General features: G+C 70.2%; 19 protein-coding genes. 6 read left to right on the forward strand and 13 right to left on the reverse strand.

The annotated features are described in order from the left end of the window. Positions 1 to 10 precede the first annotated feature (10 nt). From ACGFIV_RS21105 to ACGFIV_RS21125, 5 genes are read left to right on the forward strand one after another with little or no spacing between them, the layout of a single operon-like run. The gene (locus ACGFIV_RS21105; protein ID WP_392837033.1) at positions 11 to 1,303 is read left to right on the forward strand and encodes an O-antigen ligase family protein; all 1,293 of its coding nucleotides are present in this window, start codon (positions 11 to 13) and stop codon (positions 1,301 to 1,303) included. Next, complete coding sequence (locus ACGFIV_RS21110; protein ID WP_392837036.1) at positions 1,300 to 2,331, forward strand: hypothetical protein; 1,032 nt, start codon at positions 1,300 to 1,302, stop codon at positions 2,329 to 2,331. The genes ACGFIV_RS21105 and ACGFIV_RS21110 overlap by 4 nt, the downstream gene beginning before the upstream one ends. Beyond that, entirely contained in the window at positions 2,328 to 3,185 is an 858-nt protein-coding gene (locus ACGFIV_RS21115) for a sulfotransferase (RefSeq protein ID WP_358549780.1), read from the forward strand. Before ACGFIV_RS21110 ends, ACGFIV_RS21115 begins: the two co-directional genes overlap by 4 nt. Next, complete coding sequence (locus ACGFIV_RS21120; protein WP_392837039.1) at positions 3,182 to 4,651, forward strand: lipopolysaccharide biosynthesis protein; 1,470 nt, start codon at positions 3,182 to 3,184, stop codon at positions 4,649 to 4,651. Before ACGFIV_RS21115 ends, ACGFIV_RS21120 begins: the two co-directional genes overlap by 4 nt. After that, complete coding sequence (locus tag ACGFIV_RS21125; protein ID WP_358549776.1) at positions 4,648 to 5,667, forward strand: sulfotransferase; 1,020 nt, start codon at positions 4,648 to 4,650, stop codon at positions 5,665 to 5,667. The genes ACGFIV_RS21120 and ACGFIV_RS21125 overlap by 4 nt, the downstream gene beginning before the upstream one ends. Positions 5,668 to 5,818: 151 nt before the next feature. Here the strand turns inward: ACGFIV_RS21125 and ACGFIV_RS21130 are convergent, their stop codons facing one another. From ACGFIV_RS21130 to ACGFIV_RS21150, 5 genes are all read right to left on the reverse strand, one after another. Beyond that, complete coding sequence (locus ACGFIV_RS21130) at positions 5,819 to 6,652, reverse strand: WecB/TagA/CpsF family glycosyltransferase (RefSeq protein WP_392837042.1); 834 nt, start codon at positions 6,650 to 6,652, stop codon at positions 5,819 to 5,821. Further along, entirely contained in the window at positions 6,652 to 7,563 is a 912-nt protein-coding gene (locus tag ACGFIV_RS21135) for a glycosyltransferase (protein ID WP_392837045.1), read from the reverse strand. Before ACGFIV_RS21135 ends, ACGFIV_RS21130 begins: the two co-directional genes overlap by 1 nt. Next, positions 7,560 to 8,543, reverse strand: coding sequence for a sulfotransferase family protein (locus ACGFIV_RS21140; protein ID WP_392837048.1), 984 nt, complete (start codon positions 8,541 to 8,543; stop codon positions 7,560 to 7,562). The genes ACGFIV_RS21135 and ACGFIV_RS21140 overlap by 4 nt, the downstream gene beginning before the upstream one ends. Before the next feature lie 102 nt (positions 8,544 to 8,645). Further along, on the reverse strand, positions 8,646 to 8,855 hold the full coding sequence (locus ACGFIV_RS21145; RefSeq protein WP_358549768.1) for a DUF397 domain-containing protein: 210 nt from the start codon (positions 8,853 to 8,855) through the stop codon (positions 8,646 to 8,648). Then, entirely contained in the window at positions 8,846 to 9,679 is an 834-nt protein-coding gene (locus ACGFIV_RS21150) for a helix-turn-helix transcriptional regulator (protein ID WP_358549766.1), read from the reverse strand. The genes ACGFIV_RS21145 and ACGFIV_RS21150 overlap by 10 nt, the downstream gene beginning before the upstream one ends. A 233-nt stretch (positions 9,680 to 9,912) precedes the next feature. Between ACGFIV_RS21150 and ACGFIV_RS21155 the strand changes: the two genes are divergently transcribed. Then, on the forward strand, positions 9,913 to 10,404 hold the full coding sequence (locus ACGFIV_RS21155) for an ATP-binding protein (protein WP_392837053.1): 492 nt from the start codon (positions 9,913 to 9,915) through the stop codon (positions 10,402 to 10,404). Here the strand turns inward: ACGFIV_RS21155 and ACGFIV_RS21160 are convergent. From ACGFIV_RS21160 to ACGFIV_RS21195, 8 genes are all read right to left on the reverse strand, one after another. After that, entirely contained in the window at positions 10,401 to 10,859 is a 459-nt protein-coding gene (locus ACGFIV_RS21160; protein WP_392837056.1) for a GNAT family N-acetyltransferase, read from the reverse strand. The two genes, ACGFIV_RS21155 and ACGFIV_RS21160, sit on opposite strands and share 4 nt — an antisense overlap. A gap of 96 nt (positions 10,860 to 10,955) precedes the next feature. Beyond that, complete coding sequence (cysN, locus tag ACGFIV_RS21165) at positions 10,956 to 12,218, reverse strand: sulfate adenylyltransferase subunit CysN (RefSeq protein ID WP_358549760.1); 1,263 nt, start codon at positions 12,216 to 12,218, stop codon at positions 10,956 to 10,958. A gap of 73 nt (positions 12,219 to 12,291) precedes the next feature. Next, complete coding sequence (cysD, locus tag ACGFIV_RS21170; protein ID WP_358549758.1) at positions 12,292 to 13,206, reverse strand: sulfate adenylyltransferase subunit CysD; 915 nt, start codon at positions 13,204 to 13,206, stop codon at positions 12,292 to 12,294. A gap of 25 nt (positions 13,207 to 13,231) precedes the next feature. Then, positions 13,232 to 14,050 (reverse strand): 3'(2'),5'-bisphosphate nucleotidase CysQ, encoded by an 819-nt coding sequence (locus tag ACGFIV_RS21175; RefSeq protein ID WP_358549756.1) that lies wholly within the window; start codon positions 14,048 to 14,050, stop codon positions 13,232 to 13,234. A gap of 43 nt (positions 14,051 to 14,093) precedes the next feature. Then, on the reverse strand, positions 14,094 to 15,446 hold the full coding sequence (locus ACGFIV_RS21180) for a sugar transferase (protein WP_358549798.1): 1,353 nt from the start codon (positions 15,444 to 15,446) through the stop codon (positions 14,094 to 14,096). 217 nt (positions 15,447 to 15,663) lie between these two features. After that, complete coding sequence (gene pth / locus ACGFIV_RS21185) at positions 15,664 to 16,260, reverse strand: aminoacyl-tRNA hydrolase (protein WP_358549754.1); 597 nt, start codon at positions 16,258 to 16,260, stop codon at positions 15,664 to 15,666. A gap of 115 nt (positions 16,261 to 16,375) precedes the next feature. After that, positions 16,376 to 16,975: a 50S ribosomal protein L25/general stress protein Ctc gene (locus ACGFIV_RS21190; protein WP_392837063.1), complete on the reverse strand. Its 600-nt coding sequence runs from the start codon at positions 16,973 to 16,975 to the stop codon at positions 16,376 to 16,378. Between the two features lie 209 nt (positions 16,976 to 17,184). Continuing rightward, entirely contained in the window at positions 17,185 to 18,162 is a 978-nt protein-coding gene (locus tag ACGFIV_RS21195; protein ID WP_392837097.1) for a ribose-phosphate diphosphokinase, read from the reverse strand. Positions 18,163 to 18,214 lie beyond the last annotated feature (52 nt).

Genomic DNA, 18,214 nt, shown 5'->3' on the forward strand with positions numbered 1-18,214 from the left:
GCCTCCCCCCGTGACCTGGCCGATCGCCGCGCTTCTGGTCGGATACCCCATCTGGTGGGCCCTCGGCTTCGGCGGGCTGTCGATCATCGTCGTCGCGGTGCCCATGGCGTTCGTGCTCTGGAAGCGGCGGCCGATCACGGTCCCCAAGGGCATGGGCCTGTGGATGCTGCTCCTCGCGGGCTACCTCGTGAGCGCGCTCATGCTCGGCGACACGCCTCCCGGCACGTACGGCGAGCTCGGCACCGGCCGCGTCCTCGGCTACGTCATGCGGCTCGCCCTCTACGTCGCCCTGCTGATCATGGTGCTCTACCTGGGCAACCTCACCGATCGCGAGCTGCCTCAGCGCACGCTGGTGGCCATGCTCGGCGTGCTGTTCGTGACCACGGTGGCCGGAGGGCTGCTCGGCGTGGTCGCCCCGCGCTTCGAGTTCACCTCGCCCCTGGAGATGCTCCTCCCCGACTGGATCAGCGGCAACTCCTTCGTCCGCAACCTGATCCACCCGACCGCGGCCCAGGTCCAGCACGTCCTCGGGCACGCCTCGCCGCGCCCTGAGGCGCCGTTCGAGTGGGCCAACGCCTGGGGCAGCAACATCTCCGTGCTGCTGATCTGGTTCGTCGTCGGCTGGTGGACCTATGGGGGGCCGGTGCGACGGGTGGTGTGCGTGGCCGTGGCCGCTCTGGCCACGATCCCGATCGTCTACTCGCTCAACCGGGGCCTGTGGATCGGCCTCGCCGTCGCCGTCGCGTACGTCCTCATGCGCGCCCGTCCGCGCACGGGGCTCGCGATCGGCACGGCCCTCGTGGCGGCGGCGCTCGTGTTCGCCGCCGGTCCGCTCAACACCATCGTGGCCCAGCGCCTGGAAAGCCCGCACAGCAATGCCATCAGGGCGTTCACGGTCGCGAGCACGCTGGAGGCGGCCACCCACTCCCCGATCATCGGCTACGGCAACACCCGCAACGCCTTCGGCAACTACCAGACGATCACCACGGGCAGGACCGGCTGGTGCGCCGAGTGCGGCCATCCCCCGCTGGGGAGCGACGGGCAGATCTGGCTGCTGCTGATCACTCAGGGCTTCACCGGGGCGGCGCTGTATGTCGCGTTCTTCACGGGAGCCATCCGCCGCTTCTGGCGCGACCGCACGCCGATCGGCCAGGCCGGCACGCTCGTGATGATCCTCGTGCTGCTCTACATGTTCGTCTACGACGGCCTGGTTACCGCGCTGAGCCTCTATCTGATCTCGTTCGCGCTGCTCTGGCGCAACGGCCGGAGCGCCGGAGCTCCGGCGGTGGAGGCACGCCCATGAGGGACTACCGCGCCCGCCTCCACTACCTCGACGAGGTACTCCCCCAGCTCTACCCCCCTCCGCCATCGGACCCCGCCTCCGGTCCCGTTCCCAGCCGGGGTTCCGCAGGGCACGCCTCCTACGCCGCGTACGCCATGGTTCCGAGCAGGTTCCTGCCGCGCCGCCTCGTGCCCCGGTCGCGATGGCTGCCGGGGCGGCGGCTCCTTCCCCACGGGCCCGGCACGATCGAGGGTCACCTCAGCGAGGTGCTCGGGGAGCCTGTCAGGGCCACCTCCCACGTACGACCGGCCCTGCGCGCCAACCGCAAACCCGTCCTGGAGATCCACGGAGCCACCGGGGAGCCGCTCGCCTTCGTCAAGATCGGCGACACCGACCGATCGCGGGCGCTGATCCGGCACGAGAGCGCGACGCTTGGACTGCTGGCGGCCACGCCCCTGGAGGTCGTGGTGAGCCCCACCGTCTTGCACCACGGCATCTGGAACGGCCTGGAGGTGCTGGTCCTTTCCCCCCTGCCGGTGAGAGGCGGCCGCGTCTCTCCGGCTCTGCTCGACCGCACGGTCGCGGAGATCGCCGCGCTGGGCTTGGCGCGCGCGGACCACGCGGGAGCCGGCCGGCGGGACCCGTGCCAGGGTCCACCGAGCCTTTCGCCGGAGCCGGGCGGAGGCGGCGATCACGCCTGGCACGGCGACTTCTCCCCGTGGAACATGGCGCCCTCTCCCGACGGCCGCCTGCTCGTCTGGGACTGGGAACGCTTCGCCACCGGCGTGCCCCTGGGCTTCGACGCACTCCACCTCTTCTTCCAGAGGGCGCTGCGACGGATGTCACCCCCGGTCGCCGCCGAGGCGTGCCTGGCGCAGGCCGTACGGACGCTCGCGCCCTTCGGGGTGTCGGCGGCCCAGGCGAGAAAGACGGCGGTCCGCTACCTGATCGCCCTGACCGACCGGTATGAGCGGGACGGTCACCAGCCGCTCGGGCCTCCCTCCCAATGGCTCAATCCCCTCGTCGATCACCAGGAGGTCCTGCCATGAACCGCACTGTGAAGATGTCCGCGCACGTCGTCTCCCATACGGCGGGGCGGCTGACCGTCAGCGGGCGCCTCCTCCCGACGTTCATGATCGTCGGTGCGCAACGCAGCGGCACGACCTCCCTCTACCGTGCTCTCTCGCAGCATCCCCTGATGCTCAAACCGGTGCTCCGCAAGGGCGTCCACTACTTCGACACGGCGTACGGCAAGGGGCTGTCGTGGTACCGCGCGCACTTCCCGCTGAAGGCCACGGCCCACCGCCTTGAGCGCAGGTACGGCATACGCCCGCTCGCCTTCGAATCTTCGCCGTACTACATGTTCCACCCGCTGGCGGCCTCCCGGATCACCCGTGACCTGCCGGGGGCGAAGCTGATCGTGCTGGTCCGCGATCCGGTCGAACGGGCCTACTCGGCTCACGCGCACGAGGTGGCACGCGGCTTCGAGACCGAGCCGGCGTTCGAGCGCGCGATCGAGCTGGAGCCCCACCGGTTGGCCGGGGAGGCGGAGCGGCTGTGTGAGCACCCGTACGCGCTGAGCCACGCCCACCGCCACCACGCCTACCTCGCCCGCGGCCGGTACGCCGAGCAACTCGACCGGCTGGAGCCTCTGGTCGGCCGGGACCGGATCCTGGTGATCGACAGCGGGCGGTTCTTCACCTCGCCTGAGTGCGTGTACGACGAGGTGCTGGAGTTCCTCGGGCTCCCCCGCCTCGACGACCCGGTCTTCGAGCGCCACAACGCCCGCCCCCGGCCCGCCGACATGCCGGCCTCGCTGCGAGACTCCCTGTCCGACCACTTCGCCCCGTGGGACGAGCGACTCCGCCCCTGGCTGGGCGGCGACCCCTCCTGGCGCAGATGACCGGCGACGGTGCGATCTCCTCACCAGAGGTCCCGGGCCCGGTGGCCGGTGGGGCTGGTTCGCTGGTCAAGGGGGGTATGGCGGGGCTCGCCGGGGCGGTCGTCAACGCGGGGTCGCAGTTCCTGATCGTGGTGGCCCTGACCCGTGGCCTCGACACGGGCACGGCGGGCGCCGTCTTCACCGCGACGACGCTCTGCCTGATGGTCGCCGGAATCCTCCGGCTGGACTCGGGCAACGGGCTGATCTACTTCATCGCCCGGTCCCGCAGGCACGGCGAGCAGGACATTTCCCGATATTTCCGTGCGGCGCTGGCACCCGTCATCGTGCTGTCCATCCTCACGGCGATCATCGTGATCGTTTGGGGAGACGCGATCACAGCGGTCCTCCTACCGAACCCGGCCCCGGCGGTGTCCGGCGCGGTCACAGCCGCACCCGGCCCGGACTCGGTCACGGCCGGGTCCGGCGGGGTCATGGCCGGGTCCGGCGCGGTCACGGTCATGCTCGGCGCGGCGATTCGGACGCTCGCGGTGGCGCTTCCTGTGATCGTCTGCGCCGACGTCCTGGTCTCCGCGACCCGTGGTCTCGGTTCGATGCGCCCGACCGCGCTGCTGAGCGGGGTGCTCCAGCCAGGGGCGCAGTTCGTCCTCGTGGGAGGCCTGGCCCTGACGGGCGCGGCCTCCGGCCTGAGTTGGACGCTCCCCGCCGCCTGGGCCGTGCCCGCGCTGCCCGTGCTGGTACTGAGCGCCCTCTGGTTACGCCGGCGGGTGCCCTCCGGGCCGTACGTCTCGGGAACGGCGGGCGAGTTCTGGCGTTACGCGGCGCCCCGTGCGCTCGGCGGCGCGGTCCAGGCCGTGTTCCAGCGGCTCGACATCGTGATCGTGGCGATGCTCGCCGGGCCGGAGGAGGCCGCGCTGTACACCGCCGCCACGCGGTTCAAGGTGGTCGGCCAGCTCGTCAACCAGGGGCTCGCCCAGGCCGTGCAACCCCGGCTCGTACGCGCCCTGGCGGAGGGTGATCTCTCCCTCGCCCGCAAGCTGTACCAGACGACCACGATGTGGCTGGTCGTCCTGACCTGGCCCCTGTGGCTGGCGTACGCGGCGCTCGCGCCATGGCTGCTGCGGGTGTTCGGCGACGGCTACCGGCACGGGGCCGCCGTGGCGGCCGTGCTCGCCGCGACCATGATGCTGGCCACCTCCTGCGGCATGGTCGACGTCGTGCTGATCGCCGCCGGGCACACCGCTTCCAGCATGATGAACATCCTCGGCGCGATCGCGGTGACCGTCGCCCTCGACGTCCTCCTGGTGCCCGCCCACGGCGCTTTCGGCGCCGTTCTCGGCTGGTCGGGCGGGGTCCTCGCCAAGAACGTGCTCCCCCTGCTCCAGATCGCCCGCCTGTACGAGCTGCGCCCGTTCGGCGTCCACAGCCTGCCCTCCCTGCGGCCCTGGCGCGTCGAGGAGGCCACGTGAACGACGGGCCCATCCCGGTGCCCATCCCGGTGAGAGGCAGCGGGCCCATTCTGGTCACCGGGCTGCCGAGGAGCGGCACGAGCTGGGCCGGGAAGATGCTCGCCGCCGGTGGCGAGGTGATCTACGTCAACGAGCCGCTCAACCCGCAGCGCCCGCCCGGCCGCTCTCCCGGAATCCTCAACGCCACGGTGAGCCACCGGTTCCAGTACATCTGCCGCGACAACGAGGGGCCCTGGCTGCGCGCCTTCGCCGACACCGTGGCCCTGCGCTACCGCTACGCCGCCGAGTTGCGCCGCAACCGGTCGCCCGGCGACCTCGCACGCCTGGCGAAGAACGCCGCCGCCTTCACGCTGGGCAGGCTGCTGGGGCGCCGGGCGCTGCTGGACGACCCGTTCGCGCTGTTCTCGGCGGGCTGGTTCGCCGAGCGCCTGGGCTGCCGCGTGGTCCTGCTGGTGCGCGAACCTGTGTCCTTCGTGGCGAGCTGGCAGCGGCTCGGGTGGACCGTCTACTTCCACGAACTGCTCGAACAGCCGCTCCTGGTGCGCGACCACCCGTCCGTCGATGCGCTCCGCCCGCTCGTCGGCTCGCAGGACCGCCTCGCTAAGGCCGCCGCCCTGTGGCGGGTGGCGCGGTCCGTCGCCGAGACGCTGGCCGGACGGCACCCGTCCATCCGCCTGGCCCGCTACGAGCACCTCGCCACCGACCCGGTTACGGGCTACCGGGATCTGTACGAGTGGTGCGGGCTCACCTGGTCCGCCTCGGCCGAAAGGCGGATCGAGCGGGCCTGCACGGCGGGAGACGGCCGGACGGACGCGGCGGGGACGAGACACGTCCCGGCGGACGGCTCGAACGGAGGCGGCCCGCCGCGCGGCACGGAGGACGGCGGCTTCGCCTGGTCGGGCCTGTCACGCACCGCCTACCGGCCCATGGACTCGCGCCAGGCCCTGGACCGTTATCGTGATCAGCTCACCCCCGAGGAGATCACCCGCATCCGCCACCTGACCCGCTCCCCATAAAGCGATCTTTGTCGGAGGACGGCGTGACCCGGAGCCTCCACTTCGAGCCGACCTGCACCCGCGTACGTTGAGGAGCCGACCTACGCCCACGGAGGTTGAGGACCGACCCGCACCCGCGTACGTCGAAGGACGGACCCGAAGCGTCGCGTGATCACGCCGAAGGCGACATCGCGCTCTTGATCAGGCGCTTCAGCAGGCAGACAGTGAGCAGGCGGAGCGCGAAGGGCAGGTCGTCGACGAGGTAGCGGCGCGCGAGCCGGCCGGGCTCGCAGGCGAGGCGGAACAGCCATTCGAGGCCGGAGCGTCGCATCCACTCGGGGGCCCGCCGGACCGATCCCGCGGTGAAGGCGATCGCCGCGCCGCAGCCGACGAACCAGGCCCCGGGCAGATCGTCGCGCAGGGCGGCGATCAGGCGGTCCTGTTTGGGGAAGCCGAGCCCGACGAACACCAGGCGGGGACGCGCCACGAGCAGAACCTCACGAACGGCCATCAGGCCCTCCTCCGAGGTCTCGAACCCCTGCGGAGGGGAGATGACCCCCGCCACCCGCAGGCCGGGATAGCGGTCGGCCAGTACCTCGGACGCGCGTACGGCCACCCCCGGAGGCCCGCCGAGCAGGTAGACCGGGAGATCATAGGACGCCGCCGCCTCCGACAGCGACCAGATCAGATCGGCTCCGGTGATGCGCTCGGGCACGGGCGTGCCGAGCAGCCTGGACGCCCACACCAGCGGCATACCGTCGGGCACGGCGAGGTCGGCGGCCGCCACCAGCGCCCGTACCTCGGGGTCGTGCGAGCAGGCGCGGCAGATGTCGACGTTGGGGGTGACCACGTGTCCGCCTTCCCCCCGCGCGAGGGCGGCGACCACGTGGCCTACCACCTCCCCCTCCGTGAGAGCGTCGACCTCGACGCCCGCGACCGTCACTCGGGGGCGGCTCCCGATGATCGCCGGCGCGGCGCCCTCACGGGTCTGTGTCCGAGGTGCCATCAGATTCCATGCCCTCGGGTGTGCAGTGCGCTGAGCACCGCGCGGGCCGGCACGATGCCGAGCGCGACGGCCAGCGCGATCGGGACGCGGGGCTCCCCCCAGCGGGCGGCGAACGCGCGAGCGGCCCAGCGGCCCGCCTCACGGCGGCGGCCCAGCGCGGCGTTGTGGAAGGCGAGCTGCCCGTAGATCCGCGCGGCGCCGCGCGGGTCGGCGGCCAGGTAGGGGTGCCGGGCGAGCATCCACTCAAGGCCCGCGATGCGGTCGGCCCACCGCGCCACGAACGCGGAAGCTCCCCAGCGGACCCGCACCAGCGGACGGTCGACGTACGCCAGGGGGTGGCGACCGGCGGCGCGGAGGGCGAGGTCCCAGTCTTCGTTCTGCCCGGCGGGGGCGCTCTCGTCCGGCCAGACGGACCCGTGCCTGAACAGGAACGTGGAGGAGTGGACCATCACCATGCGCGAGCGGGTGAGGTGCCGCGTGGTGACCTGGCTCGTGCCGGCGAGCCGGGCGACGCGCCGCGAGTCGTACTCGACCTCGATGGCGCAGCCGGCGAACTCGGCGGCCGGGTCGGCGGCGAGCGCGGCGAGCTGGGCGGCGAGCTTGCCCGGCAGCCACAGGTCGTCGTCGTCGCAGAAGGCCACCAGGTCGGTGGCGAGCGCGGCGATGCCGGTGTTGCGGGCTCCGGGCAGCCCGGGGCTGAAACGGTTCGGCAGGACGCGGACCCTCCCCCGTGCCTCGGTGACGACCCCGGCCACCTGCGCGACCACCGGCTCCACGGGGCCGCCGTCGACCACCACGACGACGTCGACGCCGCCCGGATGACGCTGGCCCAGCACCGCACGCAGCGCGGCCAGGAGGAGGCCGGGACGGTCTCCTCGCGTGGGGACGACCACACCGACGGTCGGGCTCATCTGCACTCCGAGGCGGGAAGCCCTGCCGCGAGCAGCGGGGAGGGAGCCGCCTCCGGTGCCCGCCGATCGCGTACGCGGTAGCCGTACTGGATCATCAGCGGCCAGGTCAGCGCGGTGACCAGCCATCGGTGACGGCGGGACAGGCTGTCGCACCAGGAGTCGTCTCTGGTGAGCTCCAGGGACCCGGCGGTGAACCGCATCGGATTGCCGGCGCAGGTGTGCGCCACCGACAGCTCGGCCAGACCGGGACGGAGGAACGCCAGCCCACCGCCGTCGGCCTGGCCGAACCCCAGTCGGACCAGCAGGGCGGACAGGACCGCGTGGGGGTCGGCCAGCAGGTCTTCGTACCGGATGCGGATCACGGTGCCGCCCCGGCGGGCGAGCAACTCGAAAGCGAGGTTCTGCACGACCCAGTGAACGGAGGTGCGGAGGGGTCTCCAGCGGGTCATCGGGGTGCCGTCCTCGGGTCTTCTGACCCGCCGACGCCAGGAGTAGGCGACCGCGCGCGGATCTCGGACCAGGTGGACGACGCTCAGATCGACGACCGGGGATGTGCTCAGGCAGAAGGCCAGGGACGCGTGCTTGCTGGAGTCGACCACCACGGGACACGCGGCGATCTGCGCCGCCGCCTCGTAGACCCGGGAGTAGGCCCGGGTGTACCCGCTGAGGCCGACGCGGCACTGCCGCGCCGCCATGGAGGGGATGTGGCGGGTGCGGTCGACCCTGTGGCGCAGGGTGAGCACGCGGTCGGCCAGGCCGGGCGACCATCCTCCGAACGCCCGGATGCCGACCCTGCGCCAGAAGGGACAGGCGGTGAACGCCTCCCCGCACCCGCACGGCTCACGGGCGGTGACCCCACGCTCCCACAGATGCACCAGCTCACCGAGAGGTGCGATGCCGGGCACCTCGCCGAGCAATCGCTCCAGCAGGGTCGTGCCACTGCGCCCCAGCCCACCTATGAAGATCACACGAACAGCCACTGGCACGGCCCCCCGGGACGGTCAACACGAAACGTGCCGACATTATCGCGGAGAGTAATCACCGGGTGCTGAAACAGTAAAGGATCTACCCGATGTCCTGGGTCAGACGGAGTGGAGGGTCTTCACGTGGTCAAGGAAGGTAGTCCACTCCACAGGGGTGAAGACGAGGGCGGGGCCGTTGCGGTCCTTGCTGTCGCGTACGGCCCGGCGGCCGTCGGCCAGGGGGGCAACCTCGACGCAGTCGCTTCCGTCGTGACCGGAGAAACTGGACTTGTGCCACTGGGCGTCGCGAAGTTCCTGGATCAAGTCCATCTCCGTATCGTCTCCTTGATCATTTCAAGCGAAGCTCGCCGAGGCAGGGCGTCCGGGCCGATCATGTTGTGCAGGAATGCCAGGCCTTTCACTTCCTCGGATCTGTCGCTCACTCGGTCTTGCGTGCTTTGTGAGTCGATGTAGGCCGCCGGAGGTGCACCTTTGGGCATTTCGGCGATGACGAATCCGCCCAGCAACCCAACCACGCTACACGCCCGGTAGGGAAGCACCTGAAGGGATATACGACGGTTTTCACCGCTCTCTAGCAGGTGCTCGAACTGGCCCTTCATGACCTCCGGTCCGGCGATGGGCCGGTGGAGAATGCTCTCATCCAGGATGACCCAGAGCATCGGCGGCATCGGCCGTCTCAGAATGCTTTGCCGATCCATTCTGGCCGTGACCTGCTCCTCGACCTCCTCGACAGTGATGCCGGGCTTGCGGCTCAGGATGGCTCGCGCGTAGTCCTCGGTCTGCAGGAGACCGGGAACTATCAACGGCGCCCATATTCGCAGGGCCTCGGCTTCGCGTTCGAAGTCGAGCCAGGGGCGGAACCAGCGGGGAAGCTGGGCCGCCGCGCGGTTCAGGCGGTCGAGGAGGCCGGTGAGCGTCGTTCCCAGTCCCAAGGTTTCGTCCACCTGGCGGGCCAGGTCCATGGTCGGCGCCCGGTGACCGTTCTCGATCATGCTGAGCTGGCTGATCGACACGTGGATCGCATCACAGAGTTTCCGCTGGGAGAAACCTGCGGAAAGTCGGAATTTACGTAGTTCTGTCCCGAACTGAATACGCGGGGATATGGACGGATCCGGCTCCAGGCTTACCGTCATCTCCGGGCTCCTCTCGTGCCGCCTGATACCGCGTCACGGCCATCATGCTGGGCATTCACAAAGCCGGTCGAGAGGGTTCACGCGATTGTGAACACATTGCGAACCCGAATAATCGTTTCACTCCCCCGATTGTTTGCCACCGTATGGGGCACACGCCGAAGACACGGCGGCGCCTCGGCCGGCGAGCCGAGTGAAACAGGAATTCAGCCGATACGGACTGGGAAGGCATATCAATGACGCCGGACACTCTCAAAGAGATTCGTCTTCCAAGTGATCCCGAATCGGCGGCTCGCGCCCGTGCCGAGGTACGCGACTGGCTCGGAGCCGAGCATCCGGCGTACGAGCCCGTGCGCCTGGCCGTCTCCGAGCTGGTGACCAACGCCCTCAGGCACGCCCGGCACCAGTTGGCAGGGGCAGCCCATGGGCCCGCCGTGTCCGAGCCACTGGTCCTCCGGTTGTCGGCACACGACGACCGGCTGCGCGTCGAGGTCAGGGACACGGGCCTGGCAGCCGAAAGCCCGCGCGGCCGTACGGAGCCGGCGTTTCTGCTCGCGGAGGGCGGGCGGGGGCTGGCCATCGTCGACATGCTCTCGGGTGGGCGGTGGGACTTCCGCTCCAACCCCGACGGCCCCGGCTGGACCGTATGGTGCGAGATCACGGCCGCGCCTTCGCTCACTGATGAGCCCGGCGAGGCCGCTGCGCCGTGCCTCCGGAGCAGCGGCTAGCTCTCGGAAAGGACGAGCATGACGTGCTCGTTCTCGCCGTGCATGATGGTGCCGGTGCGCTGGAAACCGCATTTCTCCAGCAGGCGCACCGAGCCGGTGTTGCCGATGTAGGGGTCGGCGTAGAGCGGGCGGGTCTTCTCCTCCTGGAGGAAGAGCGTCATCGCCGTGCTGCCGATGCCCCGGCCCCAGAACGCGCGGCCGAACCAGTAGCCGGTGAAGCGCCGCTCCTGCTCCCACCAGGACACGAGGTTGCCGGCGACCTCCCCGCCGACGATGACCGCACGCACGAGGACCGTGGGGTCTCCGAGGACCCTCGTTTTCCAGTGGGTCATGAAGGCTTCTCGCTCGCGGGGAGGGAACTTGGACCGCCGGACGGCCTCGGGGTCGTGCTCCTGCGCCAGGAACACTTCCAGATCGGCCTCTCCGACGGCCCTCAGCCGCACGTCATCACTCATGCCGGGCGAGTCTGCCAGCCGGCACCGACAGTTCTCACCGGCCGTTGAGGCCCATGCCGGTGCCGACGGTTCTCACCGGGCATCAGCCGACCGTTCTCACCGGGCGTCGACGATCATGCCGGCGCCGACGGTGCCGTTCGTGGTCTCGTCGATCAGGATGAAACCGCCGGTGAGGCGGTTCCTTGCGTAGTCGTCCACGAACAGGGGCTGGGTGACCCGCAGCGACACGCGGCCGATCTCGTTGAGCCCGAGGGAAGTGGCCGCCTCGTCGCGGTGCAGGGTGTTCACGTCGAGCCGGTAGTGCAGGTCGCGCACCAGCGCGCGAGCCGTGCGGGTGGTGTGCTTGATGACGAGCTTCGAACGGGGGCCCAGCTTGAGGCCGTCGGTCATCCAGCAGACCATCGCCTGGAGGTCCTGGGCGACCTGCGGCCGGTTGTTGGGCCGGCAGATCATGTCGCCGCGCGAGATGTCGATGTCGTCCTCCAGGCGGAGGGTGACCGACATCGGCGCGAAGGCCTCCTCGACGGGCCCGTCGAAGGTGTCGATCGCGGCCACGCGCGTCGACAGGCCGGACGGCAGGTGCATCACCTCGTCCCCCGGCTTGATCACGCCCCCGGCGACCTGGCCGGCGTACCCCCGGTAGTCGTGGAACGCCGGGTCGGTGGCCCGCTGGGGACGGATGACGTACTGCACGGGGAAGCGGACGTCGACGAGGTTGCGGTCGGAGGCGATGTGGAGGTTCTCCAGGTGGTGCAACAGCGACGTGCCCTGGTACCACGGCATGTTCTCCGAGCGGGACACCACGTTGTCGCCGTGCAGCGCCGAGATCGGGATGAAGGTCAGGTCGGAGACGTTCAGCTTCGCCGCGAAGGCCGTGAACTCCTCGCGGATCTCCTCGAAACGGTCCTTGGAGTAGTCGACCAGGTCCATCTTGTTGACCGCGAGCACCAGGTGCGGCACCCGTAGCAGCGTGGTGAGGAACGCGTGGCGGCGGGACTGCTCCACCACGCCCTTGCGCGCGTCGATCAGCACGATCGCCAGGTCGGCCGTGGACGCGCCGGTGACCATGTTCCGGGTGTACTGGATGTGGCCCGGGGTGTCGGCGATGATGAACTTCCGCTTCGGCGTGGCGAAGTAGCGGTAGGCCACGTCGATCGTGATGCCCTGCTCGCGCTCGGCCCGCAGGCCGTCGGTGAGCAGCGACAGGTCGGTGTACTCGGTGCCGCGGTCACGGCTGGTGCGCTCGACGGCCTCCAACTGGTCCTCGAAGATCGCCTTGGAGTCGAAGAGCAGTCGTCCGATGAGGGTCGACTTGCCGTCGTCGACCGAACCCGCCGTGGCGAAACGCAGGATGTCCATCAGAACTGCTCTCCATCGGTTGTGCGGCCGGCGCGGCGGGGGAACGGACCCGGGACAGGGGCGAGAAGGGGCATCAGAAGTAGCCCTCCTTCTTGCGGTCCTCCATGGCGGCCTCGGAGGCGCGGTCGTCGGCCCGCGTCGCGCCCCGCTCGGTGATGCGGGTGGCGGCGATCTCGGCGATGATCTCTTCGACCGTCGCGGCGTTCGACTGGACGGCGCCGGTGCAGGTCATGTCGCCCACGGTGCGGTAGCGCACGACGGTCTCGAACGTCGGCTCGTCCTCGTCGCGGTTGACCACGTCGGCGTCGGCGAGCAGCATGCCGTCGCGCTCGAAGACCTTGCGGGTGTGCGCGAAGTAGATCGACGGGATCTCGATGCCCTCGCGGCGGATGTAGTCCCAGATGTCCAGCTCGGTCCAGTTGGACAGGGGGAAGACGCGGATGTGCTCGCCCTTGCGGATGCGCGCGTTGTAGAGGTTCCACAGCTCGGGACGCTGGTTCTTCGGGTCCCACTGGCCGAAGTCGTCGCGGAAGGAGAACACGCGCTCCTTGGCGCGGGCCTTCTCCTCGTCGCGCCGCGCGCCGCCGAAGACGGCGTCGAACTCGTTCTCCTCGATGGCGTCGAGCAAAGTGGTGGTCTGGAGGCGGTTGCGGCTCGCGCGCCGCCCGGTCTCCTCGGTGACCCGGCCCGCGTCGATCGACTCCTGTACGGACGCGACGACAAGGCGGGCGCTCAACTCGGTGGCCCGCCGGTCGCGGAACTCGATCACCTCGGGAAAGTTGTGCCCGGTGTCCACATGCATCAGCGGGAAGGGGATCGGCGCCGGCCAGAACGCCTTCTCGGCGATGCGCAGCATGACGATCGAATCCTTGCCGCCCGAGAAGAGGAGACAGGGGCGCTCGAACTCGGCCGCGACCTCACGCATGATGTGAATGGCCTCGGCTTCGAGGACGTCGAGCTGCGACGTCGTGTAGTCGCTCTGAAGCATCTACTCTTCCTCCGGGAGTCTCGCCCTAGCGGTGCACGTCGCGGATGCCGGCGAGCAACGTTGGCGCCAGATCCGGTAGGGAGACCAGGATATCCGGCAACGAGGGGTTGCCTTGGTTGTAGATCAGCGGAGAGCCGTCGATGCGGCTCGCGTGGGCTCCCGCCGCCTGCGCCACGGCCACGGGCGCGGCCGAGTCCCATTCGTACTGGCCTCCGGCGTGGATATACGCCTCCACCTGCCCGGTGAGCACCGCCGCGATCTTCGCACCCGCCGAGCCGATCGGCACGAGGTCGGCGCCGACGAGGTAGGCCAGCTTCCTGACGAACTCGGGCGGCCGGGTGCGGCTGACCGCGATGCGCACCCTGCTCTCGGGGCCCCCGGACGGCGGCACAGGCGGCACGGGCAGTGCGGGCGGCTGGACGGTGGACAGCGTCAGGCCCTGGGCCGGCAGCGCCACAGCCCCCGCCACGAGCTCCCCCCGCACCGGCGCGGCCGTACCCGAGCGTGGTGCGCGCTGCCACAGGGCCACGTGGACGGCCCAGTCGGAGCGGCCCGTGTCGCCGAACTCGCGCGTGCCGTCGAGCGGGTCGATGATCCATACGCGGTCGGCGGACTGGCGGCGCGGGTCGAGCCGCTCCTCGCGCGTGCCCTCCTCGGACAGCACGCAGTCGCTCGGGCGCAGGCGCGACAGCGACTCGGCCAGGTAGGCGTGGGCCTCGCGGTCACCCGCCTGGCGCAACGCCACGGGATCGTCGAACCCCTGGCGGGAGCGCAGCGCGAGCAGCCTCTCGCCGGCCTCGGCCGCCAGATCCCTGGCCAGTACGTGGTCGTCGCGTATCGTCACGTTGCCCTTCCTGATGCCGCACCCCGAGTTTTCTGGCGCCGGGTCAGTAAGCACCCGAGCCGCGTGCCACGGCGGACCAGGTCTTCCACAGGATCTGAAGATCCAGCATGAGAGACCAGTTCTCGACATAACGTAGGTCCAACCGTACCGATTCCTCCCAGGAGAGATCAGACCGGCCGTTCACCTGCCACAGACCTGTCATGCCCGGCCGGACGACCAGCCGCCGCCTGACATCGTCACCGTACCCGGCCACCTCCTCGGGAAGGGGAGGCCGGGGCCCGACCAGTGACATGTGGCCCAGCAGGACGTTGAGGAGCTGCGGCAGCTCGTCGAGGGAGTGGCGCCGTAACCAGCCACCCAGCGGGGTGACGCGCGGATCGCCCCGGATCTTGAACAGCAGGCCGTCGCCGTCGCTGACGAGGTGGATCTTGTGGCGCTCGGCGTCGCGGCTCATCGTGCGCAGCTTCAGGATCGTGAACTCCACCCCGTCCCTGCCGACGCGGGTCTGCCGGAACAGCGCCGGCCCGGGGCTCGTGGCCCGTACGGCCAGCGCCAGCACGGTGAGGACGGGCGCGAGGACGGCGATCGCCACGGCCGCGACCGTGCGGTCGAAGACGTTCTTGAGCAACTGGCGGACCCCGGACAGCTCGGGATGCTCCACGTGAAGGAGCGGCAGCCCCGCCACCGGCCTGATCGTCGTGCGCGGCCCGGCGACCTCCATGAGCGCCGGGGCGACGACGAGGTCGGTGCGGGTCTTCTCCAGCCGCCAGGCGAGACGGCGCAGGGCGGTGCCGTCGAGCTCGGGACAGGCGAGCACGGCAACGGTGTCCGCCGAGGCCTGGCAGACCACCAGGGGGATGTCGGAGAAGTCCCCGAGCGCGGGGACGCCGTCCACGTCCTCTGTGACGTCGTGGCGCGGCAGGCACGCTCCCACGATCTCCATGCCGTGGTACGGCTCGCGCCGGAACAGGCGGACCAGATCGGCGACGGACGCGTGGTGACCCACCGCCACCACCCGCCGCATGCACAGCCCTCTGGCCCGCATCACGTGAAGCCGCTGGCGCAGGCCGTACCTGCAGGAGAGGGTGAGGGCCGTCATCAGCGGGAGCGCCAGCACGACGTAACCACGGGCGAGGTCGGTCTTGGTCACGTACGCCGTGATCGCCACTCCGGCGGTGAGGAAGAAGCCGCACTGGGTGATGCGCCGGAACTCCTCGGACCCGACCCCGATCAGCCGTGCCTCGTACGCACGGTTGAGCCCCACCATGGCGACCCAGAGCACCGGCAGGACCAGGCTGAGCAGGAGATACGGCGTGACATACGGGGTGACCTCGCCGAAGCGCACGACGACCGCGGCGGCCCCGGCGAGCAGGCCGCATCCGAGGTCGGCCGCCATGGCCTGGAGGCGGTAGCGCAGCGCCCACCCGGGAAGGGACGGACGGCCGGGTGAGGCGGCACGGCCCGGAGCCGCGGACGCCTTCTGGACGGTGACCGCCGGCCGCTCGCCGTCCACCAGGCATCCTCCCCGCAACCGATCGGACACTGTCCGTGAGGGATGCTAGCGGCCCCATGAGCGAATCTTGGGGAAATCAGGAAACTCCGCGGAACCCGGGCTAGCGCGGCGGCTTGACCGGCTTCAGGTCGGAGGGGTGGAAGGTGTTCTGCGTGGCCTCAAGGCCCGACACGATCAGCGACTCGGCGACGTCGGCGGCGCGGTCGACCAGCAGCGGCAGCTCCTTGCGCTCGGCCGTGGCGAAGTCGCGCAGCACGAAGTCGGCCGCGTCCATGCGGCCGGGCGGGCGCCCGACGCCGAAGCGCACCCGCAGATAGTCCCTGGTGGCCAGCGACTTGCTGATCGACCGCAGGCCGTTGTGCCCGTTGTCGCCCCCGCCGAGCTTGGCGCGCAGCGCCCCGTACGGGATGTCCAGCTCGTCGTGGACCACGATGACGTTCGCCGGGGCGACCTTGAAGAAGTCGGCCAGGGCCTTGACGGGCCCGCCGGAGAGGTTCATGTAGGTCCGCGGCTTGGCCAGCACGGCGGGGGCGCCCGCGAGGCGCCCCTCGACGACCTCCGCGTGGGCCTTGTGCGCCTTGAACCGGCCGCCCACCCGGGCGGCGAGCTCGTCCAGCACCATGAACCCGGCGTTGTGCCGGTTACCGGCGTACTCGGGCCCGGGGTTGCCCAGCCCGACGATCAACCAGCGGTCCACGACAGACCTCTCCGTTCCACTTCGGCGCCTTGCCCTCGAATGCTCTTGATACAGGACAGGGCAGCCCGGTGACCGGTGACCGGCCTCCTGGCTGCCCTGCCGACGATACGGGAGACTACTCGGCGGCCTCGGCGGACTCGGCGGCCTCGCCCTCCGTGGCCCCCTCGGCCTCGGCGGAGGTCGGGACGTTGATGACCTGCAGGACGACCGTCTCGGGCTCGGCGATGAGGGAGGTGCCCTTCGGCAGCTTCAGGTCGCCGGCGGTGACGACGGCGCCGACCTCCAGGCCCTCGATGTCGACCTCGACGCCCGTGGGGATGTGCGTGGCCTCGGACTCGACCGAGACGGTGATGAGCTGCTGGTCGAGCAGGCCGCCCGGGGCGATGTCACCGGTCAGGGTGACGGGGATGTCGACGGTGACCTTCTCGCCGCGCTTCACGAGGAGCAGGTCGACGTGCTCGTAGAAGCCCTTGATCGGGTCACGCTGGACGCCCTTGGGCAGCGCGAGCTCGTCGACGCCCTCACCTTCGAGGCGGATCAGCACGTTCGGCGTGCGAAGGGCGAGCAGCAGCTCGTGGCCCGGCAGGGTCAGGTGCTTGGGCTCGATGCCGTGGCCGTACAGGACGGCGGGGACCTTGCTCTCGCGGCGGATCTTGCGCGCGGCGCCCTTGCCGAACTCGGTGCGGGGCTCGGCGGCGATGCGTACCTCGGACACGGCGTATCTCCTAGGGAGTCTCAGGAATGGAAGGCGCTCACCCTCACCCGCCCTAGCGGAAGGCGTTACGAGCGCGAACAACCCTCAAAGACTACCTGTCCGCCAGATGCGACGGTCCACCGCCGGCGGACAGGGCGAGAGAGAGCCGCGTCGAAGCCGTACGGCCCCCGGCGGGCCATCTGGCCGGGGGCCGTACGGCGACGGTGAGGTCAGCTGTCGCCCTCGAAGAGGCTGGTCACGGAGCCGTCGTTGAAGACCTCGCTGATGGCGCGGGCGATCAGCGGGGCGATCGACAGCACGGTCAGCTTGTCAAAGCGCTTCTCCTCGGGGATGGGCAGCGTGTTGGTCACGACCACCTCGGAGATGCGGGAGTTCTTCAGGCGGTCGACGGCCGGGTCGGAGAAGATCGCGTGGGTGGCGGCCACGATGATGTTCGTCGCCCCCTGCTCGTACAGGGCGTCGGCCGCCTTGCAGATCGAGCCGCCGGTGTCGATCATGTCGTCGATCAGCACACATGTGCGGCCCCTGACCTGGCCGACCACCTCGTGCACCTTGACCTGGTTCGCCACGTCGAGGTCGCGGCGCTTGTGGATGAACGCGACCGCGGTGCCGAGCTGGTCGGCCCAGCGCTCCGCGAGGCGCACACGACCGGTGTCCGGCGACACGATCGTGGTGTTCGCCGCGTCGAGCTTGCCGCTGAGGTAGCGGTGGAGCACCGGCAGGGCGAACAGGTGGTCCACAGGCCCGTCGAAGAAGCCCTGGATCTGCGGGGTGTGCAGGTCGACCGACATCAGCCGGTCGGCGCCCGCGGTCTTGAACAGGTCGGCCATCAGCCGCGCCGTGATCGGCTCGCGGCCACGGCCCTTCTTGTCCTGACGGGAGTAGCCGAAGAACGGCAGGACCACGGTGATCCGCTTGGCCGACGCCCGCTTCAGGGCGTCCACCATGATCAGCTGTTCCATGATCCACTTGTTGATCGGCTCGGTGTGGCTCTGCATGACGAACGCGTCGCTGCCCCGTACGGATTCGAGGTAGCGGGCGTAGATCTCACCGTTGGCGAAGTCGTGCAGCCTGGTGGGAGTGATGTCGATGCCGAGGTGCTGCGCCACCTCGTCGGCGAGCTCGGGATAGGCCCGGCCGGAGAAGAACATCAGGTGCTTCTCGCCGGTGGTCTTCTTGCCGGTCATGCTTCCCTCCTCGCCGGGCGCGTGGCCCGACGCGTCCGCGAAAGCACCGCCG

The organism is Sphaerisporangium sp. NPDC049003 (assembly GCF_043197795.1).
Taxonomy (GTDB): domain Bacteria; phylum Actinomycetota; class Actinomycetes; order Streptosporangiales; family Streptosporangiaceae; genus Sphaerisporangium.

Bases quoted from the DNA above. Each gene is read 5' to 3' on its own strand.
- ACGFIV_RS21110 (WP_392837036.1), top strand. From the start codon at position 1,300: ATGAGGGACTACCGCGCCCGCCTCCACTACCTCGACGAGGTACTCCCC.
- ACGFIV_RS21115 (WP_358549780.1), top strand. From the start codon at position 2,328: ATGAACCGCACTGTGAAGATGTCCGCGCACGTCGTCTCCCATACGGCG.
- ACGFIV_RS21120 (WP_392837039.1), top strand. From the start codon at position 3,182: ATGACCGGCGACGGTGCGATCTCCTCACCAGAGGTCCCGGGCCCGGTG.
- ACGFIV_RS21130 (WP_392837042.1), bottom strand. From the start codon at position 6,652: ATGGCACCTCGGACACAGACCCGTGAGGGCGCCGCGCCGGCGATCATC.
- ACGFIV_RS21135 (WP_392837045.1), bottom strand. From the start codon at position 7,563: ATGAGCCCGACCGTCGGTGTGGTCGTCCCCACGCGAGGAGACCGTCCC.
- ACGFIV_RS21145 (WP_358549768.1), bottom strand. From the start codon at position 8,855: ATGGACTTGATCCAGGAACTTCGCGACGCCCAGTGGCACAAGTCCAGT.
- ACGFIV_RS21150 (WP_358549766.1), bottom strand. From the start codon at position 9,679: ATGACGGTAAGCCTGGAGCCGGATCCGTCCATATCCCCGCGTATTCAG.
- ACGFIV_RS21155 (WP_392837053.1), top strand. From the start codon at position 9,913: ATGACGCCGGACACTCTCAAAGAGATTCGTCTTCCAAGTGATCCCGAA.
- ACGFIV_RS21160 (WP_392837056.1), bottom strand. From the start codon at position 10,859: ATGAGTGATGACGTGCGGCTGAGGGCCGTCGGAGAGGCCGATCTGGAA.
- cysN (WP_358549760.1), bottom strand. From the start codon at position 12,218: ATGGACATCCTGCGTTTCGCCACGGCGGGTTCGGTCGACGACGGCAAG.
- cysD (WP_358549758.1), bottom strand. From the start codon at position 13,206: ATGCTTCAGAGCGACTACACGACGTCGCAGCTCGACGTCCTCGAAGCC.
- ACGFIV_RS21180 (WP_358549798.1), bottom strand. From the start codon at position 15,446: ATGGCGGCCGACCTCGGATGCGGCCTGCTCGCCGGGGCCGCCGCGGTC.
- ACGFIV_RS21195 (WP_392837097.1), bottom strand. From the start codon at position 18,162: ATGACCGGCAAGAAGACCACCGGCGAGAAGCACCTGATGTTCTTCTCC.